This is a genomic window from Streptomyces musisoli, assembly GCF_016741855.1.
GTDB classification, from domain to species: Bacteria; Actinomycetota; Actinomycetes; order Streptomycetales; family Streptomycetaceae; genus Streptomyces; species Streptomyces musisoli.
The window spans coordinates 903,191-922,896 of the sequence record NZ_JAERRH010000002.1; the positions used below are offsets into that span (position 1 = coordinate 903,191).

Sequence of the window (19,706 nt, forward strand, 5' to 3'; positions counted from 1 at the left end):
CTCACCGAAGAAGAGCGGCCGGCACCCGCGTGCAACCATCCGCGCAACCCGCGTGTCTCATCCCATAACAGCATGACGCTCGACGAAGGGGGACATCATGCGACGAATAGGGGCCGCCCTGGCGGTACTCGTTCTGGCGGGAGCCGGGCTGGGAATGGCGACGACCGCCGCGGACGCCGCGACGGCGGTCACTGCCCGTGCCACCGCCTGTCCCACCGGCTGGGGCAGCGGAGCGAAGGGCGGCGCGGCGACGGGAGCCGTGCCGCTGAAGAACATCAGGACCGGTCGGCACGACTGCTTCGACCGCATGGTCTTCGACGTGCCCACGGGCGGATCCGTCGGCTACCACGTCAGATACGTCGACCGGCTCACCCAGACCGCCACCGGTCGCTACATCCCGGTGGGCGGCGGAGCCGTGCTCGACGTCCGCGTCGGCGCGCCCGCCTACGACCCGGACAGTGGCGCACCCACGTATCCAGGACGGGTGGGCCGCACCCTCCCGGGCGTGAACGTCAGCGGGTACCGCACTTTCAGGGACACCCGGTTCGCCGGCAGTTTCGAAGGGGAGACGCAGATCGGTCTCGGCGTCCGCGCCCGCCTGCCGTTCCGGGTGATCCAGCTGTCCGGCCACCTCGTGGTCGACGTGGCCCACAACTGGACGGGCAGCCGCTGACCGCCCGCGTACGGCACATCGGGGTGTGCCTGTGGTGATGGCCGACCGTCCGCCTGCGCGCGGGGCGACGGCGCGTGCGCGGTGCTGCCACGACTCATCCATGCGATGAAACGTCTCGGCAGCACCACCCGCCGCCCACCCGCCCGACCGGCTCCGGCGTGGCGAGGCTCGGACGGCCTCTCGTGTGACGAGGTCGGGCGGGTGCGCGGCGCGGTGGTCGCGCGTGCGGGTGGCGGCGGCGGGCGTCAGCACCAGCTGGTGTCGGGATGCAGCGCCTTCCAGGTGTTCGGCCCGATGATGCCGTCCTTGGCGAGCCCGCAGTGCGACTGGAACTGCTTGACCGCCGAAAGTGTCAGGTTGCCGAAGTAGCCGTCGCTGCTCAGGCCGCCCTGCCAGGCGTTCCGGTGATAGTTCAGGAGCAGGCACTGGGCGTGCTCGACCGCTGCCTTGTACGTGCTCGGGGCGTAGGACAGCGTGGGATGGCTGCCGCTGTAGCCGCACTTGCCCGAGGATGCGGCACTGACGCCTGTCGGTGTCTGGGCCGCGACGGCGGTGCCGGCGCCGACGCCGGACGCCAGAGCGCAGACGGCGACCACGGCCGCCAGTGAGCGTGCGCGTTTCATGGAGTCTCCTGTCCTGAGTTCGAGTGGGGCCGCGGGGCACGCGGATGCGCCGTGCGCGACCGCCCCTGCCTGCGGGGCCCGTGCCTCGACCGGGCCCCGACGACGACCGGTGCCACCGTCCGGGAGCCGACGGCCGGTGCTGGAGAACTTACGGCCGTGGCCTCGCCGGGGCGTCCCGCGGCGGTTGGAGTTACCGGTCAACCGATGCCGTAGGAACGCGTACGACCACCGCGGTACGCCCCTCGCGGTGACCGACGGCGTCCACTGCGCCTGCCTGGCCTTGCCGTCGATGGATGGCCAACGCCCGGCAGGGTCGGGGATGATCCGGCGAGGCGGAACGAAAGGGCGACAGTGATGCGCGTGCTGACGTGGAACCTGTGGTGGCGTTTCGGACCCTGGGAGGAGCGGCGGAAAGCCATTCTCACGGTGCTGCGCGATCTCCAGCCGGACATCATCGGCCTTCAGGAGGTGTGGGCCCGCGGCGGAGAGAACCTCGCGGGATGGCTCGCGTCCGACCTCGACATGCACTGGACCTGGGCACCGGTCCGTAAGCCGGAACGATGGCGGAGCCGGCTCGGGGACTCGACGATCGACATCGGCAACGCCGTCCTGAGCCGCTGGCCGATCGTGCGGCACGACGTGCTGCCGCTGCCTGCCCGCGAGGAGGACGATGACGGCCGTCTGGCCCTCTATGCGTGCGTCGACGCTCCGGCGCACCAGGTGCCGTTCTTCACCGCCCACCTCACGTCGGCCACTGACGCCTCCGCGGTGCGTTGCCGACAGGTCAGGGCGCTGGCCGAGTTCGTGTCGTCGCACAGTCGCGGAAGCGACTTCCCAGCCGTGATCACGGGCGACTTCAACGCATGGCCGGACTCCGACGAGGTGCGGCTGTTCGGTGGCTACAAGACGGCGCCCGCCGTCCCTGGCCAGGTCTTCCTCGACGCGTGGGAGTACGCGGCTCCGGGGCAGCCGTCGGCGACCTGGAACGCGGCGAACCCGTATGTCGCGGCCGGATTCGCACCCAGCGTCCGTATCGACTACATCCATGTGGGCCAACCGGGCCCCCGAGGACTGGGATCAGTCGGTTCGGTCCGGCGTGCGGGCGACGAGCCGGTGGACGGCGTCTGGCCGTCCGACCATGCCGCGGTCCTCGCGGAACTGAGGGGTCCCGCGGAGAGCTGAGGAGCACGGGGGAGATTTGGGACGGGGGAGATTCGGACACCTTCCAGGGGCGCCCCGCGGCCGCGGGGTCCCGCCAGGTGTCCGTGGCGGAGCCGACCACGCGGGCGGCGGCGGGCGTCTTGCGTCATGCTCGGCCGCCGTGGGCGAGGGACAGTTCAGGTCATCTGCTTGGCCTCCTGTTGACGTTCGATTGACCACCTCTTTACCTTCGGTGTCGGCGGGTGGGAACCGTGAACCCGCCCCTTCACGAGCAGATCCCATGTCCCTTCCCTTTCCGGAGGTTTCGCCTTGGAGCAGCTCATCAAGCGCATGACCGAGGAGTCCGCGTGGCGTAAGTGGGTCGCCCTCAACTCCGCCCAGGGCGCGAAGGACGGCTGCATCAGCGTCACGCCCAAGAGCGGCTGTATCAGCGCCACACCGAAGAGCGGCTGCATCTCCTGACCTGCTGGTGCGCAAGGTCGTCGGCGCGAGCGCCTGCCGCGCCGACGGCCCCTCTTCCCTTCCCGCCGCCGAACCCGTCCGGGAGAGCCTGCTGTGAACCGCCTGCCCAGCGCCGACGTCCTGGACCTGGTGCGCGACATCCCGATCTACCGCGCCTCCCTGCGGCGCGGTCACTTCCCGATCCTCGAGAAGCCGGAGATCGCCCGGGGCTTCCCCGACAACTGGATGACCCCCGAACTGGCCCGCGCACTGGAGGCGGGAGAGGCCGAGTTCGTGCTGTCCACCGGCACCAACCATGCCCGCATGCAGCTGATCCGCCCGCCGTACTTCCTGCTCCGCTCCTACTACCGGCTCTGGAGCGAGCACCCCGATCTCGGCGCCTGCTGGCACGAAGGGGCCCGGCGGATCTCGCTGACCACCGTTCTGGCCACCGAACACGTCGCCCGGGTCAACGCCCGCAAGCCCGGCACGACCCCCGGTGAGCGCTGGCTCGACGACCGCACGCTCTACCTCAACCGCCGCCTCGACCCGGCCGATTGGGGACGCGACGAGGTCGAGGGGATGCTCGCCGAGATCCGCGGCGTGGCCACCGCACACCCCGACGGCGCATACCTCCTGGACTGCTCCGGCTACCACCTGGCGCATCTGATCCGCAAGGTGAGCGCATGGGGCCTCTGGGCCGGCTTTCCCCGCCCGGCCGGCATCGTCCACGCCTACGAGTACACGCCGTCGAGCGTCCGCGCCTACCTGCGCGCCCACTTCGACTGCCCCGTGGTCGACCTCTTCGGCAGCACCGAACTCGGCTACCTCTTCTACAGCGACGCCGAGGGCCGCTACCGCCCCTACCTGGCGGGCATGAGCGTGGAACTGATCCCGGTGGAACCGGGCAGCGGCATCCACAGCCTCATCGTCACCAGCGTCCGCAACCCGTACATGCCGCTGGTCCGCTACCGGTCCGGCGACTGCGTCCGCACCGGCGACGGAAGCACCGACCCGGCACGGATCGTCTCCTTCTGCGGGCGGGAGAAAGAACTGCTGCCCACCCCCGAAGGCCCGGTCGCCCAGGCCGACCTCGACGCGCGTATCGCAGGCGTGTGCTCCCGCGTCTTCCTGCACCAGCTCCGCCTGACCGGCGAAGGCGAGTGCGGCCTGTCGTACACGACGTTCGACGGCGCGCCGCTCACACCCGGCGAGACGGCCGAACTCGGCGCCTCCATCAGTGCCTTGACCGGACGCCGCTGCCGGGTGGAGCACCGCACCGGCATGCCGATCGGGCGCTCCGGCAAGTACGCCTGGCTGACCACACCCGACGACGCCCGGCCGCACAACCCCTTGTGATCGCCCCGGGGGCCGTACGACCCGCCCCGTCCCGCCCACCACTCCGACGGGATTCCCCATGCCCACACCAGCAGCGCACACCACCTCGGACACCGCCACCGGACCGGCGCCCACCACCGAGCAACTCCTCGGCCCCGGCCTGCATGACGAAGTGGTCCGGCACTTCACGGCCAAGCCCGACGCCCCGTCCGAGACGACCGTACGGCACCGGGTCCGCGAATGCCTGCGCTACCTCTACCTGGTCTCCCGCCACCCCGACCGGCTCGGCGGCCTCTTCCTCCCCGTCGAGCAGGACCTCGACGAGATATGGCACTACCTCATCCTGCAGACCCGCCAGTACCGGGAGCTGTGCGAACACAGGCTGCCCGGAGGGCACTTCATCCACCACCGCAGCATCTCCTACGACGCCTATCAGGAGGCCCCCGGGCGTGAGACGGCCGCCGAGGAGGCACTGCGCTGGATACCCCTCTACACGGCCGCGTTCGGCCCCTTCGACGAGGACGCCCTGCCGCACTGGACGATCGTACGGTTCCTGCACGACGAACTCGGCCTCACTCTGACGGAGTTGGCGGCCCTGACCGACGCGGCACAGACACCCGGACCGGCCACCGGGAAGCCGGGACAGGACGGCACGGCAGCCCGTCCCCAGGGGCACACGTGAGCACCACGGCAGCGCCCACCGCGGCGCCGGACCAGTCCCGGGCAGTGCGCCGGACGCTGAAGGTACTCGTCGCGACGCAGGGGCACACGTGACCGCGACGACCTCTGCGAACGCGGCGCCGGACCACTCCCGGGCAGTGCGCCGCGCGCTGAAGGTACTCGTCGTCTCGCAGATCTTCGGCGGTGCGGGCATGGCGGCCGGCATCACGGTCGGCGCGCTGCTCGCCCAGGACCTGTTCGGCTCGACGAGCCTGACCGGACTGCCGGTAGCGCTGTTCACCATCGGCGCCGCCTTGGGAGCCGCTGTCCTCGGTAGGGTCTGCCAGCGCTCAGGGCGCCGCCTCGGCCTTGCGCTGGGCAACGGGCTCGCCGCGCTCGGCAGCGCGGGCGTGGCAGCGGGAGCCGCGGCGCGATGGCCCGTCCTGCTGCTGGCCGCACTGTTCGTGTACGGGGCGGGAACGGCCACGGGACTGCTCGCACGCTACGCGGGCGCCGACCTCGCACCGCCCGAGCGGCGCGGCCGCGCCACCGGGACCGTGCTGTTCGCCATGACACTGGGCGCCGTCGCGGGCCCGAGCCTCGTCGGCCCCACCGGCGCGCTCGCCCACGCCTGGGGCATGCCACGCCTGACGGGACCGTTCCTCCTGGCGGCGGCCGCCTACGCGGTTGCGGCCCTGGTACTGCTGCTGTGGCTGCGCCCCGGTCCGCCGTCGTCGGCGTCGTCCCGGCACGCGCCGGCCGTCGCGGTGAGGGGCGGCGCCACCCCGCTCAGGCCGGCACCGGGTGGTCCAGGCGTCGTCACCGGCGCCACCGTGATGATCACCGCACAACTGGTGATGATCGCCGTGATGACCATGACTCCCGTCCACATGACCGGTCACGGCCACACCCCACAGGCGGCCGGGCTGGTCATCGCCCTGCACGTCGGCGCGATGTTCCTGCCGTCACCGCTGAGCGGCCTGCTCGCCGACCGGTTCGGCACGCGGGCCGTGGCGACCGCGTCCGGTGCCGTCCTGCTGAGCGCCGGCCTGCTCGCGGGCCTCGCCCCGCCGGCCTCCGCTCCTGTGCTGGCCTGCGCGCTCGTTCTCCTGGGCGTCGGCTGGAACCAGGCGCTGATCAGCGGCACGGCCCTGATCACGGACGCCGCTCCCGTCCGTACCCGTGCCTCGGTGCAGGGCCTGGCCGACGTGGGCATGTCCGTGGCGGGCGCGACAGGCGGCATGGCATCGGGCCTGGTCGTGGGAGGCAGCGGGTACACCACCCTGTCGACGGCGGCCGGGGCACTGGCCCTCGCGGTGATCCCCGCGGTGGCCCTGCGGAGCACAGCACCTTGACGGCCCGCGGCGACGGGTGCCGGGGGTCGCGGGTGTCACGGCTGTCGGCCGTGACACCCGAATCACGCCGAGGGCGCGGCACCGGACCCGCCGTGGGCTTCGGTACAGCAGCCTTGGGACTCCGCGCGCCCGACGCTCTCCAGACGGCAGAAGCAGGATGCCTCGATGGGTACGTCCGCCATCGCGACGGCGATCCTGAGCTGCTGGGCCACGATGTGGGCCTCTTCCGTCTTGCCGAGCCGCACGAGGCATTCGTGGAAGCCGTGCAGCGCCCACACATTGCCGGGGTGCTGCTGGGGGCGTGGCAACGTGTCGTCGAGCCCGAGGTCGGCCCGGTAGACGGCCTCCGCTTCCGCGACCAGGCCCCGTTCGAGGAGCAGCGCGCCGTATGCGTGCCGGGTGGGCTGCATCCACCCCCACGGCTCGTCGTACGGAAGGCTGTCGTCCAGCTCGATCGACCGACGCAGCGCCGCGAACGCGGCGTCGTGGTCACCCCGGCGGTAGTCCAGCTCTCCGTCCAGCATGTGCGCGGCGATCGCCAGAATGTCCGCGCAGGTGTTGTTGAACAGCGTCCGCGTCTCCGGCACCCGGCCGACCGCCTCGCGGAAGAGTTCACGTTCCCGCGCGGCCTCGTCGATCCGGCCGGTGGCCGAGAGGGCGACGCCGCGCGCGTAGCGCAGCATGGCCGTGGTCACGCAGTACAGCAGGGTGTCGGCGGGCAGCGGCAGGTTCAGGATGTCGGTCCAGCGGCCGAAGCGGATGAGCACGTGCACCCGCATCGCCAGGAAGCCTTCCAGCCAGTCCGCCATGGGCGGGCTCTCCACGCGCAGCAGTTCCTCGGGCACGGCCGCTTCGAGCCGGTCCGCCGTCGCGACCGCGGCCGCGTAGCGACCGAGGAACATCGCACCGTAGATCTTGAAGTGGTAGTTGTGACACCGGTAGAGGGTGTAGAAGTTCATCGCCCCGGCCCTGGCGCGGAACTTCTCGTCCGCGGCGATCGCATCGGTGTTGTCGGAGACCACGCGACGGTAGTCCCCGCAGAGCACTTCGAGGTGCGAGGGCATGTGCTGGAGATGGCCCGCGTCCGGCACCAGACCGCGCAGCCGGTCACCGATGGGCAGGGCGGCCTCGGGAGTGGGGGACATCTCCATCAGGTGGATGTACATGTGGAGCAGGCCCGGGTGGCGTGCACCCGCCTCCGTGGCGATCGCCCGTTCGAGGACCGACCGGGCCTCGGTGGTGCGCGCTCCCGCGGCCGGACGGCCCGTACGGATGTCCCACAACTGCCAGGGCGTGAGGTTCATCAGCGCGTCGGCGTACAGAGTGGTGACGTCGAGGTCGTCGGCGGCAAGCCGGTGGACGGCCCGCATGCTGTCGGCGTAGGCGACGCTCCACACGCCGCACTCCTCGGCGTCCGGGGTCTGGGCCCGCGGGTAACGGGCCGCCAGGGCGCCGATGAGCGCCTGCTCGACCGCGGTGGCACCGGCCGCCTTCGCCTGCGCGCGCAGCACGGCGGCATGCGCACGCTCCACCGTCCGCCCCAACTCCTGCTCGTCGAAGGCCTCCCAGGGCTTGTTGTAGTTGGGGCCCAGCGCATAGGCCTGACCCCAGTCGGCCATGGCACAGGACGGATCCGCCGCGGCGGCGGCCTCGAAGCAGCGGACGGCCTCCTCGTGGTTGAAGGCGTACGTCCAGTTCAGCCCGCGGTCGAACCACGTCTGCGCCTCGGGGGACGACGTCGTCACACGTCGGCCGTGGCTACCGAGGTCGTAGTAGTGCATACAAGCTCCTCAGGGCTGACGGCGGGCCGCCCGAACCTTGGCACGGCACGCCGGTGACCGGTGCCACGACGCTAGCGAAGAACGGTGCCCGCACCGCCCTGTCTCCGCGGGAAATCACCCGGGCGCTGACCTCGTTGCCGCGACCCGGTCCGCCGGCCCGATGAGTCGAGGTCGCGGAATACGGATCTCGCAGTGGGCCGAAAGCAACCAGTAGACCCTGCACGGGTTCTCCACCGAATGTCACCTTGCGTGTGCTCCTCGTCGCGCTGCTAAAGTCCGCGGCACGACGAGAAGGAAGCAGGAGGGGGAACCTGTGAGAAATTCCCTGCGGTTCAGGTACGTCGCGTCACTGGTGGCTGCCGCCGCCCTCGGCCTTGCCGTTCCGGGCACGGCAGGCGCTGCGCATCGGTCCGCCGAGTCGGCCCGGTTCACCAGCGGCTGCCCGACGGGCGAGGTGGTCGCCGTCGCCACCGTGTACGTCAGGACCCAGCCGAAGACAACAGCCCCTGTCCTGGAAAAGGTAGCGGCGCACGACTGGCGCTACTGCTATTTCGACAGCGTCAAGCTGGGCGACCGTTACGACGCCTGCGGACACAGAAACGCCAACGGCTGGATCCACATCGCCACGAAGGTGGACAACCGATGGGGCTGGTCCGCCATGACGTGCTGGAACGACGTCTGATCCCTGTCGTCGAGATCTCCGGTTGTCCGGGCGTGGGCCGGGCCGGTCGTCCGACCGGCCCGGCCCTGGGCGCGCGGCGCGTGCCCGTGCTGGGGCAGCGCGTCAGCGCGTGAAGTGGTTGACCAGGAAGTCCGTCAGCGCCCGACGCGGCTCGCTGTGCGGCGAGTTCTCACCGTCGCACAGGAAGTCGTCGAGGTCGCTGCGGTCCCGGTCGAGGGAGGAGATGTCGAGCGCCGGGTCGACGTCCCAGGTCGCGGGGTCGAAGTCCAGGGCGATGGCGCTCACCGCGGGCACGAAGCAGGTGCTGTCGAATCGCTCGTCGACCTCGATGCCGAGCGCCTGCGCCACCATGCCGAACGAGCCGAGGGTGCCGCCGGGCACGCCGTCGAGCGCCGGCACGGCGGTGGTGGAGCTGCGACGGATCTCCAGGGCGATGTGCATGCTGCCGATGGGCTCACTCTCCCCCTTGTCGGGCTGGACGAGGGCCTTGGCACTCACGGTGTTGTACCGGTTCTTCCAGTCGAAGGCGGTCTCGCCGGGTGTCAGCTTCAGGCCGACGCCCGCCCCGTGGCCGTTGGCCACGCCGATCTTCTTCGGCCGCATCGGGAAGTTGCCGTAGCTCGCCAGCTCCCGGAGGAAGTCGGTGCGCAGCTTGCTGGACGTGGCCACCGGTCCCTCGTACTTGGAGTTCTCGACCCAGGCCCACAGCAACTGCTGGGCGGCTGGGCTGCGGATCAGCTCGGCCTGCTTCGGGTGGCCCGGCTCCTCAGGGATGAACGACTCGAAGAAGTACGCCATCTGCTGGAGGATCAGCGGGATCCAGGCTCCGTTGTGCGGAGTGTCCCAGGAGAAGTAGGTTCCGGTCTGGTGGTCGTGGTCCTCGGACTCCATCCGCGCCAGGGCATAGCGGGTGATCATGCCGCCCATGCTGACGCCGCCGACGATCAGCGGTTCGCTGCCGATGCGTTCGGAGGCGGCCCGTTCGATGCAGGCGACCGCTACGCCTGCGTTGGCCTGGATGTAGGTGTGCCGCTCGTCGAAGCCGAGCAGGATGACGTCGATGCCGGAGTCGCGGAGCCGGGTGAGGAAGTTCCCGCCCTCCTTCTTGTCGAAGTGCTTCCACAGGCCGGGCAGGTCACTGGGGCCGTAGTTGAAGCCGTCGGCGAGGATGAGCGGACGTTCGAGGTTGCGGTGGCCCGGTGCGAGGAAGACGTGCGCGGTGCCGGTCGCGGTCTTGCCCTCGTGGGCGTAGGCGCCCTGGAGCGACCACTCGAAGGTCGGGCTGGGTGCGGTGCCGGCGCGGACGTCCTCCGTGGCGAACCAGACCTGCTGGCGGAGGTGGGGGGCCGGTGTGACGGGCTGGTCGCCGGAGGGCGCCTGGACGCCCTCGACGATCTTGCGGCTGACGTGGATCTCGGCCTGCTGAGCCATGACGGGAGCCTCTGTTCCGGGATGCGTGGGGACGCGCGCCGCCAACCACTCGGTTCACGGCGGCAGGATGGCAATCTGTGATAAGGGTTACACAGAGCGTGATGAATCGCCTGTGGAGCGGACTGCGAGTGCGCGGCACCCCAGCCCGACAGGCGCCGGGAGCGGGCTGCTGAGAGCGCCGGTGGGCGGGCGGCGATGGTGGCCGGCGAACAGGACCCACTCGCGGCCGGCGGCTCGGCGCTGATCTTCAGGGTGTGGGGCGGGAACGAGGCCGCCATGAAGCTGTACGCGAGCGCCGGCTACCGGGTCGTGGAGGAAAGCCGTCCCCGCGACCTGCCCCGCCGTGCGGGCGGGCTGACGCGACGCACGGCACGACGGCCCGACGCCGACCTCCGCGCACCTGCCGAGTCGAGACGCGGTGTACTACCGGTTGCGGAGGATCAGGCCGCGCCGCGGGAGCGGATGCGGTGGGCCTCCGCGAGTACCCGGTCGGTGGCATCGTCCCAGTCCGCTGTCGGGTCTTCGCCGCGGGACTCGGCCTCCGCCATTTCGTGCCCGCGCCGCACGGTGTCAAGGGTGTCCTTGGCGATGCGCTCCCACTTGGCGAAGACGGTGAGGAGTTCATGGGCCGGCGCGCGGTTGATCTGACCGAGGAAGCGCTGAGCGAGGGCGGGATTGCCGAGGGCTTCGCGGATCCGTTCGATGGTCCACGGCTGCTCGCTCATGATCGCCTCCGGCCGCGCAGATCTCGTGACTCCCGGGTGCTGCCACCGTAGCGCACGGCTGCGTGGACCGCCGGGGGCTTCGGCGGACCAGGGCCTCATTACCTCACCGGTAATCGCGCGGCCGGACGGGACGCGGCAGGGTGAAGCCATCGGGTTTCGGGCCGGCGCACTCCGGCCCGAGACCCGGACCAACCGGGTTGAGAGTCAGCCCACTTCAACCGGAACGGGAGTCCCGTCATGTCGACCTACGCCACCGCCGTCGCCCGCTACTTCGAGGCCTGGAACGCCACCGACACCGACGCCCTCGCCAAGGCGGTCGCCGCGGCGTGGACCGAGGACGGCACCTACACCGACCCGCTGGCCGACGTGCGTGGCCACGAGCAGATCGCCGCGGTCGTCCAGGCCGCGCACGAACAGTTCCCCGGCTTCGAGTTCAAGCTGACCGGCGATGTGGACGGCAACCACCACATCGCACGCTTCAGCTGGGAACTGGTGTCCACCGCCGACGGCTCCGCGCCGGTCGCCGGCTCGGACGTGATCACCCTCACCGAGGACGGCCGGATCACCTCCGTCCTCGGCTTCCTCGACCGGCTCCCCGAGGCGTGAGCCTGCGCCATCGGCGGATCGTGTCGACCGCAGCCCCGTACGCCGTCGCGCTGTCCAGCACAGCGCGACGACGAGCGACCTGACACCAGCGGCTCGGTCAGGCTGACGCGTGGCCCGCTGTCTCCGGACGTCCACCGTGCTGGAACCACTCCGGCGCCAGGATCGACATCACCGTCGCGTCCACCCGCTCGCCCTCCCAGAGCAGCGCGTCACGCAGTACGCCCTCGGCGACGAACCCCACCTTCTCGTAAGCGCGGCGGGCTCGCGGATTGAACGCGTAGACCTCCAGCGAGATGCGGTGCAGCCCCAGTTTCTCGAAGCCGTATCCGACGATCAGACGGGTCGCCTCCGTCCCCAGGCCAGATCCATAAGTGCCGGGCACCAGGCAGATGCGGAAGCCGCAACTTTCGTTGCCTGGGTCCCATTCGTTGAGGACCGCTTCGCCGATGACGTTCCCCGTCGCCCGCTCGATCACAGCAAGGTCCAGCCGGTCATCCTGCTCGTGACGGCTGTCGTACCAGGCATGTATGCGCCCCTCATCGGGTGCGCCGTCGTCATGACTGCCGGTCAGCCGTGATGCCTCTGCGTCCAGGAACATTGGCATCAGCGCAGGCACGTCGTCCGCCGTGACCGGCCGGAGCAGCACCTGTTCGCCGCTCAGCGACGGCTTGCTGAGGAAATCCGGGCGTGGAGCACTTCGAACGTGATCAACCATGGCCGCATTGTGTCCGGCCGACCCACCTGACGTCCTCCTCATATTCGCCACAGGACCTGGTCGACCCGTCTCCCGCGATCGGGGAGACAGGGCCTAGATCACCCGTGCCGTGAAGCGCAAGCTAAAGATGCCGCAGTGCCGACCGGAGGTGATCCCTGGCTGCCTCGCCGGCCCCGGTCTGGTGCTGGAAGTGTGAGCACGCCGGCTGGCCGACGGCGATGGAGCCTGCATCGTCGGAGTCTGAAAGTCGCTGGTCAGATACGGTGACGCGATGAACGAGAGCCTGCCTGTCGACGTAGCCGACGTGCTTGCGGCGGTCCTGAACGGGGACACCCCGGTTCATATCGCGCTCCGAAGGCAGGTTCCGCACCTCGGCGTGCGAGCGCGCTGCGCCTGTGGGTGTGGCACCGCCTACTTCGAGCTCGACACCAGCAAGGTGGAACCTGCGCCCACTGGCCCCGGCACGGCAGTAGCGGGCGAAGCGCGGCTCGTCACCGAAGCCGGCGAGTGTCCCGGTGAGGTCCTGGTCTTCACCCAGGGCGGCTTCCTGTCGTGGCTGGAAGTCTGTTCATGGAGCGACGGCATCGAAGTGACACTGGCCGCCGCGCGTCACTGGTTGCAGACACGCTCTTGATCCCCAACGACCGGCGCCCAGCGGGCTGCGCGACACAGCCGGCATCACGAGTTCAAGTTCAGTAGCCGGCTTCGAGTACGCCCTCTCCCCGTATGCGGTGCCACTCGTGTCAGTGGCAGCCTGCACCATTGCTTCCATGACCCACGACACCACCGACGATCTGCACTCGCTCGCTCGCACGCATCTCCCCGCCGACATCGCCGAGCGCTGGATCGGCCTGCTCAGGCCAGGATTGAGCCTGGAGCACGCCGCGCACTCGGATGTCCCTTCCCCGCCGGTCGTCGGCCGGCTGGGAGGCTTGCCGGCGCTTCCGGGGGACGTGGAGTGGCCCGAGTGGGAGGGCCATGGACCACTGTCGTTCATAGCGTCGGTGAACTGCACCGCGCTGCCCTCCGACGCCTTGGACATCGATCTGCCCACCGACGGCACGCTGGCCTTCTTCTATTTCGACGGGCAGTTGGACGACGGGCGGTCGAGGGTCGATCCCAGGGTGCCGGAGAGCCTGGCCGGAGCGCGGGTGCTGTACATACCGGCGGGCGTCGCCGTCGCCGAGCGGGAAGCGCCGGAAGGTATTCGGCCGTACTCGGAGGTGGCCCTGACGGCGCGCATGCGGATGACGGCGCCGTACCTCTGGCATCCCTTGGTCTACCGGGAGTTCGCGTCGGCATCCGACGACCATCCACTGTGGGACGAGGACTTCCGGGAAGCCCTGTGGGACATAGGAGCAAGTGTCCACCAGATCGGCGGTCATGCGGACCCGGACCAGGACGAGGTGGAGTCCGAGGTCGCCCACGGAGCACTGGGCTGCCCGCCGTGGAACGACCCTCGCATCCAGGAGGAGGCACTGCGCTGGGTGCTGCTCGCCCAGTTCGGCTCGGACGAGCACGCAGGCATGATGTGGGGCGACCTCGGCACGCTCTACTGGCTCATACGGCCGGAAGACCTGGCCGAACGCCGTTTCGATCGTGCCATGTTCACCTGGCAGTGCAGCTGACGAGGCTGCCAACGCGGATGTAGTGGCCGGGGGGTGCCAAGAGGCCCTGTGCAAGTCTGTGCCGGTCGGCTCGTCCGCGCCTCCCGTAAGGCAGGCACTCCGCCGTGAGAGCGGGCACGAGCGGTGTGGACCAAGGAAGGTGGGGCAGTCGGTGGAGCGAAAGCGCAGAAGACCTACACGCCGCCCAAGACTTGGAGACTGAGATGGTCATCGGCATCGTCATAGCCGCCTGTGTGGTCCTGGCCGTGCTGGCCTTCCTGCTGCCGCGACTGTCGCGGCACCCGCAGAACGGCGCCCAGCGTGGCCTCGGGGCTGGTGCGCGCGCCGGATCGCAAGCGCCTGGCGTCCTCGGCCGCCTGCTGAGCAAGCCGTTCAGCTCCAGCTCGCGGGCGATGGGCCGCAGCGGTGCCGCCGGACGGCGGGCCCGTGGTCGTATGCCGTTCTGAGCCCTGATCGGCCCCTCGTACAGCAGCGGGTCGATGCAGTCGATGCCCTCGGGTCCGCCGGCGGTGACAGCTGCGGTGACCGACGTCTGTGCGGCGGTACCGACGACAAGGGGTCTGCCGCCGTTGACGGATGCGGAGAGGATCTGCGTGTCGCCGACGCGGGAGCCCGCTGTGGCCGTCGAGGTGCTCAGGCACATGAGGGCGAGTGAGGCGACCACGGTCGCCGAGGCACGTATCGCCGTCGAGACCCCCAGGCGGAACAGCGGTCCCTGAATCCCGCGATGAGGCGGAACCCAAGCAGCGGCGTGATGCTGGTCGCCTTGCAGCCGCGCACCGGAGCGGGAGGTGGCCCGCCGCGGCGCACACCGGAACCGGCGCGGCCGGGCGCGTGCCGCTGTGCGTGCCCCACGCGGCATGGTGATCTTGGCTACGTGATGGCCGTTGCCCTGTGGTCATGTCTGGTTTCGCGGTGTAGCGTCGCTGGCAGATGTCGTGGTTCGCAGTTACCGCCCGCGCTCCGGCGCGGGCGCTTCGCTGTACGCAGTGCGAGGACCAGGACATCCCGGGTCCGCGCGGTGCGGGTCCGATCTCGACCGGAAGGCTCAGCATGGCCAGCGGAACCGTCAAGTGGTTCAACGCCGAAAAGGGATTCGGCTTCATCTCTCAGGACGGCGGCGGGCCGGACGTCTTCGCGCACTACTCCAACATCAACGCTTCCGGCTTCCGTGAGCTCCAGGAGGGCCAGAAGGTGACGTTCGACGTCACCCAGGGCCAGAAGGGCCCGCAGGCGGAGAACATCACGCCCGCCTGATCCCACATGGCGCCAGGTCCCGGAGCATCTCCGGGACCTGACCCATACCGCGCCCCCGGCTCCCGCCCCGGAGCCGGGCAGCGCTGATCGCCGGGGGATGGGGGGCGATTCCCGCCTTCGTCGACCGTGCGCCGAGGGCCGCGTGTACACGGCCCCCCACCGTACTTCCGAAGCTCGGTGCAGACACGGCAAGGTGTCCGTATGAGCGGTCCGTCGAGCCAGCCTCCGACCGGTGTCCACGGTGATCACGTCGAGATCCACGACAACGTCATCGTCGGCGACGTCGTGGGCAAGCAGGTCATTCACCAGCATCCGCCCCGCCCTCCGGCCTCGTGGCCGCACCAAGTCGGAGTGATCCCGCCGAAGGCGGGCTTCTTCCAAGACCGTGCCGAGGCCGCCCGGCTGCGCGAGGTGCTCTCGGGCAGCGCGGCTGCGGTGCTGGTCGGGCAGGACAGTGTGCGCGGACAGGTCCTGACGGGGATGGGCGGGGTCGGCAAGACCCAGCTGGCCGCCGACTACGCCCGCGCGGCCCGGCAGGCCGGTGAAGTGGACCTTCTGATCTGGATCACCGCGAACACCTCCTCGGCAGTGGTCAGCGGATACGCGCAGGCCGCGGTCGAGGCGCTGGGTGCCGATCCCACCGATCCGCAAGCGGCCGCACGCGCGCTCCTGGCCTGGCTCGAACCCGCGCCCCGGACCGAGCCACCATGCAGGTGGCTCATCGTGCTCGACGACGTCTCCGACCCCGCTGATCTACACGGACTGTGGCCGCCGAGCAGCCCGCACGGCCGCACTCTGGTGACGACCCGCCGCCAGGATGCAGCCCTCACCCGCCAAGGGCGTCAACTGGTCACCATCGGCTTGTTCACGGAGGCCGAATCCCTGGACTATCTGAGGGAGGCACTGGCCGCCCACGACCGCCACGATCCCGCCGAGCAACTTGCCGCCCTGGCCGGGCAGCTGGGCCATCTGCCCCTGGCCCTGTCCCAGGCCGCCGCCTATCTGGCAGACACCGGCATCAGCGTCAGCGCCTACCAGTCCCTTCTGGCCGACCGCGGTCTCACGCTCGCCGACGCCTCCCCCGACGCCCTCCCCGACGACCAGCCCCACACCATGGCCGCCGCCTGGGCACTTTCCATCGACCGGGCCGACACGCTGCGCCCGCACGGCCTGGCCCGCCCCTTGCTCCGCCTGGCCGCGTTCCTTGATCCCAACGGCATCCCGGAAGACGTGCTGACCAGCGGTCCGGTGCTCACCTACCTGACGGACAGCCTCCGCGCCGACACCGCCCAGGCAGCGCCGCCCGTCACCGCGGAGCAGGCCAAGCTGGCTCTGAGCGCACTGCGCCGTCTCAGCCTCGCCCACCGCACCTCTGCCGGCACCGGCTTCCCCACGGCCCGTATCCACCAGCTCATCCAGCACTCGGTCCGCGACGCCCTCACGCCCGATGAGCACTGCGCACTCGCCCGCACCGCCGCCGACGCCCTGTGCGCCGTGTGGCCCGACCTCGAACGTGACCCCACTCTCGCCCAGAGCCTGCGCTCCAACACCACTGCCCTCACCACATGCGCCGAAAGCGCCCTGTACCTGCCGGACGTCCACACGGTGCTTTTGCGGGCCGGCCGCAGCCTGGGCGAAAGCGGCCAGGTCAACGCCGCTGTCGAATACTTCCGGCATCTCGCCGACACCGCTCACGGCCATGTGGGCCGGGACGGTCCCAAAACCCTCAACGCCCGACACAATCTGGCCCACTGGCTGGGCGAGGCGGGGGACGCGGCCGGGGCGGCCCACGCCTTTGCCGCACTGCTCCAGGACATGGTCCGGGTGTTGGGACCGGACCACGTGGAGACCCTCATCGCCCGGAACAACGGGGCCTACTGGCAAGGGCAGGCGGGCGATGCGGCCGGGGCCGCCAACGCTTTCGCCGCACTGCTGAGGGATCGCCTGCGCGTGCTCGGAGTAACGCACCCGCACACCATGGAAACCTGTATCAACCTCGCCCACTGGCTGGGCGAGGCGGGGGACGCAGCGGGAGCGGCCGAGGCCCTCGCCGAACTGTTGCAGGTCATGTCGCCGGCGCTGGGACAAGACGACACCCGCATCCTGGCGATGTGCCGGCTCCTGGCCCACTGGCGCGGGACGGCGGGAGACGCGGCGGGGGCCGCCGCCGCGTACCCCGAGCTGGTGGAGCGCCTGGCACGCGTGTTGGGACCGGACCACCCGGACACCCTCACCGTCCGTTCGCAAAGGGCCTACTGGCGGGAGAAGGCCGGGGATGCGGCAGGGGCCGCTGCCGAGTTCGCAGAGCTGCTGGACGACATGGTGCGAGTGCTGGGACCGGACCACCCGAACAGCCTGGAGACGCGGAACCTCCTCGCGCACGTGCGAGGGCAGGCCGGCAACGCGGCTGAAGCCGCCGCCGCTTACCCCGAGCTACTCGACGACATGTACCGAGTGCTGGGACGGGACGCCCCGAGCACCCTCGCCGCCCGCAGTAATTTCGCCGACTGGACCGGCCAGAGCGGAGATGCGCGGGGGGCGGCCGACGCCTTCGCCGAATTACTCAGGGACATGACACGGGTCATGGGTGCGCATCATCCGAGCACACTCGTCGCCCGCGGCAACCTGGCCTACTACCGCAGGCAGGCGGGCGACGTCGACGAAGCGGTCACGGAGTACGGCGCCCTGCTGAAGGACATGCTGCATGTGCTGGGCGCAGCCCACCCGCACACCGTCTCCACGCTCGTCAGCCTCCTCGATTGCCGCCTGGAAAAAGCTGCGACGAGCGGAGAAGCCGCCACGCCCTCCGACTTGTTGCAGGAAATGACACAGCTGTTGGGACCGGAGCATCTACGCGCCATGGCGACCAGCAGGTACTTCAGGGACTGGGCGCGCGACATGTCCGGTGGCACGTGATCCTGACGACGCGGAGCACTCGTGTACACGCGGCGATGATGGTGTCGACGGCCTACTCGGCGTCGCGGGTGGTGGCCTCGGGTCCAGTCGGTTCCGCAGTTCGCGTGCCGGTGCTCTCGCTCTTCTTGTCCGCCTCGATGGGGGCGTGGTGCCGCCGTCGAAGCTCATCGCGTTCAGTGTCCGGGATCGTCATCGACTCGGCGAGCACGGCGGCGAGCGCGTCGACTTGAGTGCTGTCGATGTCCGCGTGGAAGAGCCACCGGACGTTCTCGTCGCGCGTGATCAGGTCGATCGCCAAGCGCGCGCTTCTGTCCTGTGTGGTCGCTGCTCGGACGTAGCGCACCCGGTCGACCGGGATGTCCTGACGGATCTCGCCCTGCTCGAGGAACGCGTTCGTCTTGGCCGTGAGGATGCGGCGATCCGTGACGGCGACCAGTGTCTTCGCCGCGGCCTTGTCCCTCGCTGCCGCCAACTTCTCCTTCGCACCGGTGAAGATCGCGGAAATCGGACCGAGGGCGTCGAGCTGGTCGGGGAAGCCGAGGACACGCAGGGCCTCACCGTCCTCCAGGAACCACCGCAGGATGCGGAGGTACGGCTCGAGGACCAGCGATCCGGGTGCGCAGACGATGCCCGGAGCCACGAGCGGAGAGGCCGGCGGACGGAGGGCGTCGGAAAGAGGCTCGATCGCCTCCAGAAGACGGGTGGAGGTCTGGCGGGCTTCCTTCGAGTCCCGCCGCTTTCCGGGCAGTTGCAGTGTGTCGCGTCCGGGAAGCTCGGCGAGGATGCGCAGCTCCCGGGTCAGCGAGGCGACGAGCCTCGTCGCCTCGGCGAGGGCGGAGTCGAGTTCCGTGCGAGTGTCGCGCGCGATGACGTCGACGAGTCGTGCCTCGTCAGCGTCCTCGCGTCCGGTGGCCCTCGCCTTCGCGGCCCGGAGCGCCTGATACCCGGTCCATGCCTTGAGGGAGGACAGGAGGGCGTTGGCGTCGAAGACGATCGCCTCGGCGTTCGCCTGAAGATACTCACGGAGGCGACGTGCATCGGGCTGATCGATGTGCCCGACGTGGCCGTGGACGTTCCGTCGGTAGGGTTCGAGCTGCTTGCGCAGCGCCGCTTCACTGCCCGCGACGTTGTCCCACAGGGAGGCGGGGACCGATTCGACCTTTCGCGCCTGGTCGACCGCACGGTCGATGGTGGCGACGAGCCCGGTCAGTTCCGCCCACTGCTCGTTGCGGATGGTGGTGAGTACCTGGCTCGTCAGCGCGATGTTGGTCCTGACGAGGCCCGTGATCTCGGTCAGCTGCATCTGGAGGGCGACCATGGCCAGCGCCGGCCCCACCGTGGCCGCGTTCTGCGCGGTGTTCACCGAAGCCACGGGGATGAGGCGGGCCTGATGGACTATTTTGCCGTTGAGGAACACCGCTCCGAGGTTCGCGCCGTCCTTGACGGCGAGCGTTCCGCCGGCTTTCAGCACGGCCTGTGTCGCGCTGCTGAACCTGTAGAGCCCCTGCGCGCCGGCGAACGCGTTTCCGAGGTGGCCGGCCACGGTCGCCGTGCTCGCGACCGAGGCGAGGACTGTGGAGATCTGCTTGCGGTCGGCGGCCGGTACAAGCCCGAAGTCGAGCAGACCGGGCTTGAGTTCCGGCCCCGCGAGGGCACGCAGCGGCGAGACGTCGTCGGCGCCCACTGCCCGAAGTGTACGGCTCGACACCCTGCG

At 70.2% G+C, this 19,706-nt stretch carries 19 protein-coding genes; 13 read left to right on the top strand and 6 right to left on the bottom strand.

Features of this window, described 5'->3' with window-relative positions; genetic code table 11:
- The first annotated feature begins 97 nt into the window (after positions 1-97).
- The gene (locus tag JK361_RS07745) at positions 98-673 is read left to right on the top strand and encodes an AMIN-like domain-containing (lipo)protein (protein ID WP_201814886.1); all 576 of its coding nucleotides are present in this window, start codon (positions 98-100) and stop codon (positions 671-673) included.
- 245 nt (positions 674-918) lie between these two features.
- Here JK361_RS07745 and JK361_RS07750 read toward each other — a convergent pair whose 3' ends face one another.
- Entirely contained in the window at positions 919-1,296 is a 378-nt protein-coding gene (locus JK361_RS07750; RefSeq protein WP_201814887.1) for a peptidoglycan-binding domain-containing protein, read from the bottom strand.
- 354 nt (positions 1,297-1,650) lie between these two features.
- On the opposite strand from JK361_RS07750, the gene JK361_RS07755 reads away from it, so the two are divergent.
- From JK361_RS07755 to JK361_RS07775, 5 genes are all read left to right on the top strand, one after another.
- Positions 1,651-2,478, top strand: a complete 828-nt coding sequence (locus JK361_RS07755; RefSeq protein WP_201814888.1) for an endonuclease/exonuclease/phosphatase family protein — start codon at positions 1,651-1,653, stop codon at positions 2,476-2,478.
- A gap of 288 nt (positions 2,479-2,766) precedes the next feature.
- Positions 2,767-2,919, top strand: a complete 153-nt coding sequence (locus JK361_RS07760; RefSeq protein WP_201814889.1) for a hypothetical protein — start codon at positions 2,767-2,769, stop codon at positions 2,917-2,919.
- A gap of 93 nt (positions 2,920-3,012) precedes the next feature.
- Positions 3,013-4,257 (top strand): phenylacetate--CoA ligase family protein, encoded by a 1,245-nt coding sequence (locus JK361_RS07765; protein WP_201814890.1) that lies wholly within the window; start codon positions 3,013-3,015, stop codon positions 4,255-4,257.
- 58 nt (positions 4,258-4,315) lie between these two features.
- Complete coding sequence (locus JK361_RS07770) at positions 4,316-4,918, top strand: hypothetical protein (protein WP_236052532.1); 603 nt, start codon at positions 4,316-4,318, stop codon at positions 4,916-4,918.
- A gap of 88 nt (positions 4,919-5,006) precedes the next feature.
- Positions 5,007-6,251 carry an MFS transporter gene (locus tag JK361_RS07775; RefSeq protein ID WP_307787208.1) on the top strand — a complete coding sequence of 415 codons (1,245 nt, stop codon included), beginning with the start codon at positions 5,007-5,009 and terminating at the stop codon, positions 6,249-6,251.
- A 62-nt stretch (positions 6,252-6,313) separates the two neighbouring features.
- On the opposite strand, the gene JK361_RS07780 is transcribed toward JK361_RS07775, so the two are convergent.
- The gene (locus JK361_RS07780) at positions 6,314-8,032 is read right to left on the bottom strand and encodes a tetratricopeptide repeat protein (protein WP_201814891.1); all 1,719 of its coding nucleotides are present in this window, start codon (positions 8,030-8,032) and stop codon (positions 6,314-6,316) included.
- A gap of 313 nt (positions 8,033-8,345) precedes the next feature.
- On the opposite strand from JK361_RS07780, the gene JK361_RS07785 reads away from it, so the two are divergent.
- Positions 8,346-8,714 carry a hypothetical protein gene (locus tag JK361_RS07785; protein WP_201814892.1) on the top strand — a complete coding sequence of 123 codons (369 nt, stop codon included), beginning with the start codon at positions 8,346-8,348 and terminating at the stop codon, positions 8,712-8,714.
- A gap of 102 nt (positions 8,715-8,816) precedes the next feature.
- Here JK361_RS07785 and JK361_RS07790 read toward each other — a convergent pair whose 3' ends face one another.
- Positions 8,817-10,145, bottom strand: a complete 1,329-nt coding sequence (locus JK361_RS07790; RefSeq protein ID WP_201814893.1) for a lipase family protein — start codon at positions 10,143-10,145, stop codon at positions 8,817-8,819.
- Positions 10,146-10,585: 440 nt separating this feature from the next.
- Positions 10,586-10,870: a hypothetical protein gene (locus JK361_RS07795; protein WP_201814894.1), complete on the bottom strand. Its 285-nt coding sequence runs from the start codon at positions 10,868-10,870 to the stop codon at positions 10,586-10,588.
- A 237-nt stretch (positions 10,871-11,107) separates the two neighbouring features.
- Between JK361_RS07795 and JK361_RS07800 the strand changes: the two genes are divergently transcribed.
- On the top strand, positions 11,108-11,476 hold the full coding sequence (locus JK361_RS07800) for a nuclear transport factor 2 family protein (protein WP_201814895.1): 369 nt from the start codon (positions 11,108-11,110) through the stop codon (positions 11,474-11,476).
- A gap of 97 nt (positions 11,477-11,573) precedes the next feature.
- On the opposite strand, the gene JK361_RS07805 is transcribed toward JK361_RS07800, so the two are convergent.
- Entirely contained in the window at positions 11,574-12,191 is a 618-nt protein-coding gene (locus tag JK361_RS07805; RefSeq protein ID WP_201814896.1) for a GNAT family N-acetyltransferase, read from the bottom strand.
- Between the two features lie 271 nt (positions 12,192-12,462).
- Between JK361_RS07805 and JK361_RS07810 the strand changes: the two genes are divergently transcribed.
- The 5 genes from JK361_RS07810 (at position 12,463) to JK361_RS07830 (ending at position 17,992) form a co-directional block, all read left to right on the top strand.
- Positions 12,463-12,825, top strand: a complete 363-nt coding sequence (locus JK361_RS07810) for a hypothetical protein (RefSeq protein WP_201814897.1) — start codon at positions 12,463-12,465, stop codon at positions 12,823-12,825.
- A gap of 136 nt (positions 12,826-12,961) precedes the next feature.
- The gene (locus JK361_RS07815) at positions 12,962-13,819 is read left to right on the top strand and encodes a YwqG family protein (RefSeq protein WP_201814898.1); all 858 of its coding nucleotides are present in this window, start codon (positions 12,962-12,964) and stop codon (positions 13,817-13,819) included.
- A 203-nt stretch (positions 13,820-14,022) separates the two neighbouring features.
- Positions 14,023-14,265 (top strand): DUF6411 family protein, encoded by a 243-nt coding sequence (locus JK361_RS07820; protein WP_201814899.1) that lies wholly within the window; start codon positions 14,023-14,025, stop codon positions 14,263-14,265.
- A 607-nt stretch (positions 14,266-14,872) separates the two neighbouring features.
- Positions 14,873-15,076: a cold-shock protein gene (locus JK361_RS07825; protein ID WP_128379750.1), complete on the top strand. Its 204-nt coding sequence runs from the start codon at positions 14,873-14,875 to the stop codon at positions 15,074-15,076.
- A gap of 201 nt (positions 15,077-15,277) precedes the next feature.
- On the top strand, positions 15,278-17,992 hold the full coding sequence (locus tag JK361_RS07830) for a tetratricopeptide repeat protein (protein WP_201814900.1): 2,715 nt from the start codon (positions 15,278-15,280) through the stop codon (positions 17,990-17,992).
- A 52-nt stretch (positions 17,993-18,044) separates the two neighbouring features.
- Here JK361_RS07830 and JK361_RS07835 read toward each other — a convergent pair whose 3' ends face one another.
- Positions 18,045-19,676: a hypothetical protein gene (locus JK361_RS07835; protein WP_307787209.1), complete on the bottom strand. Its 1,632-nt coding sequence runs from the start codon at positions 19,674-19,676 to the stop codon at positions 18,045-18,047.
- Positions 19,677-19,706: the final 30 nt, after the last annotated feature.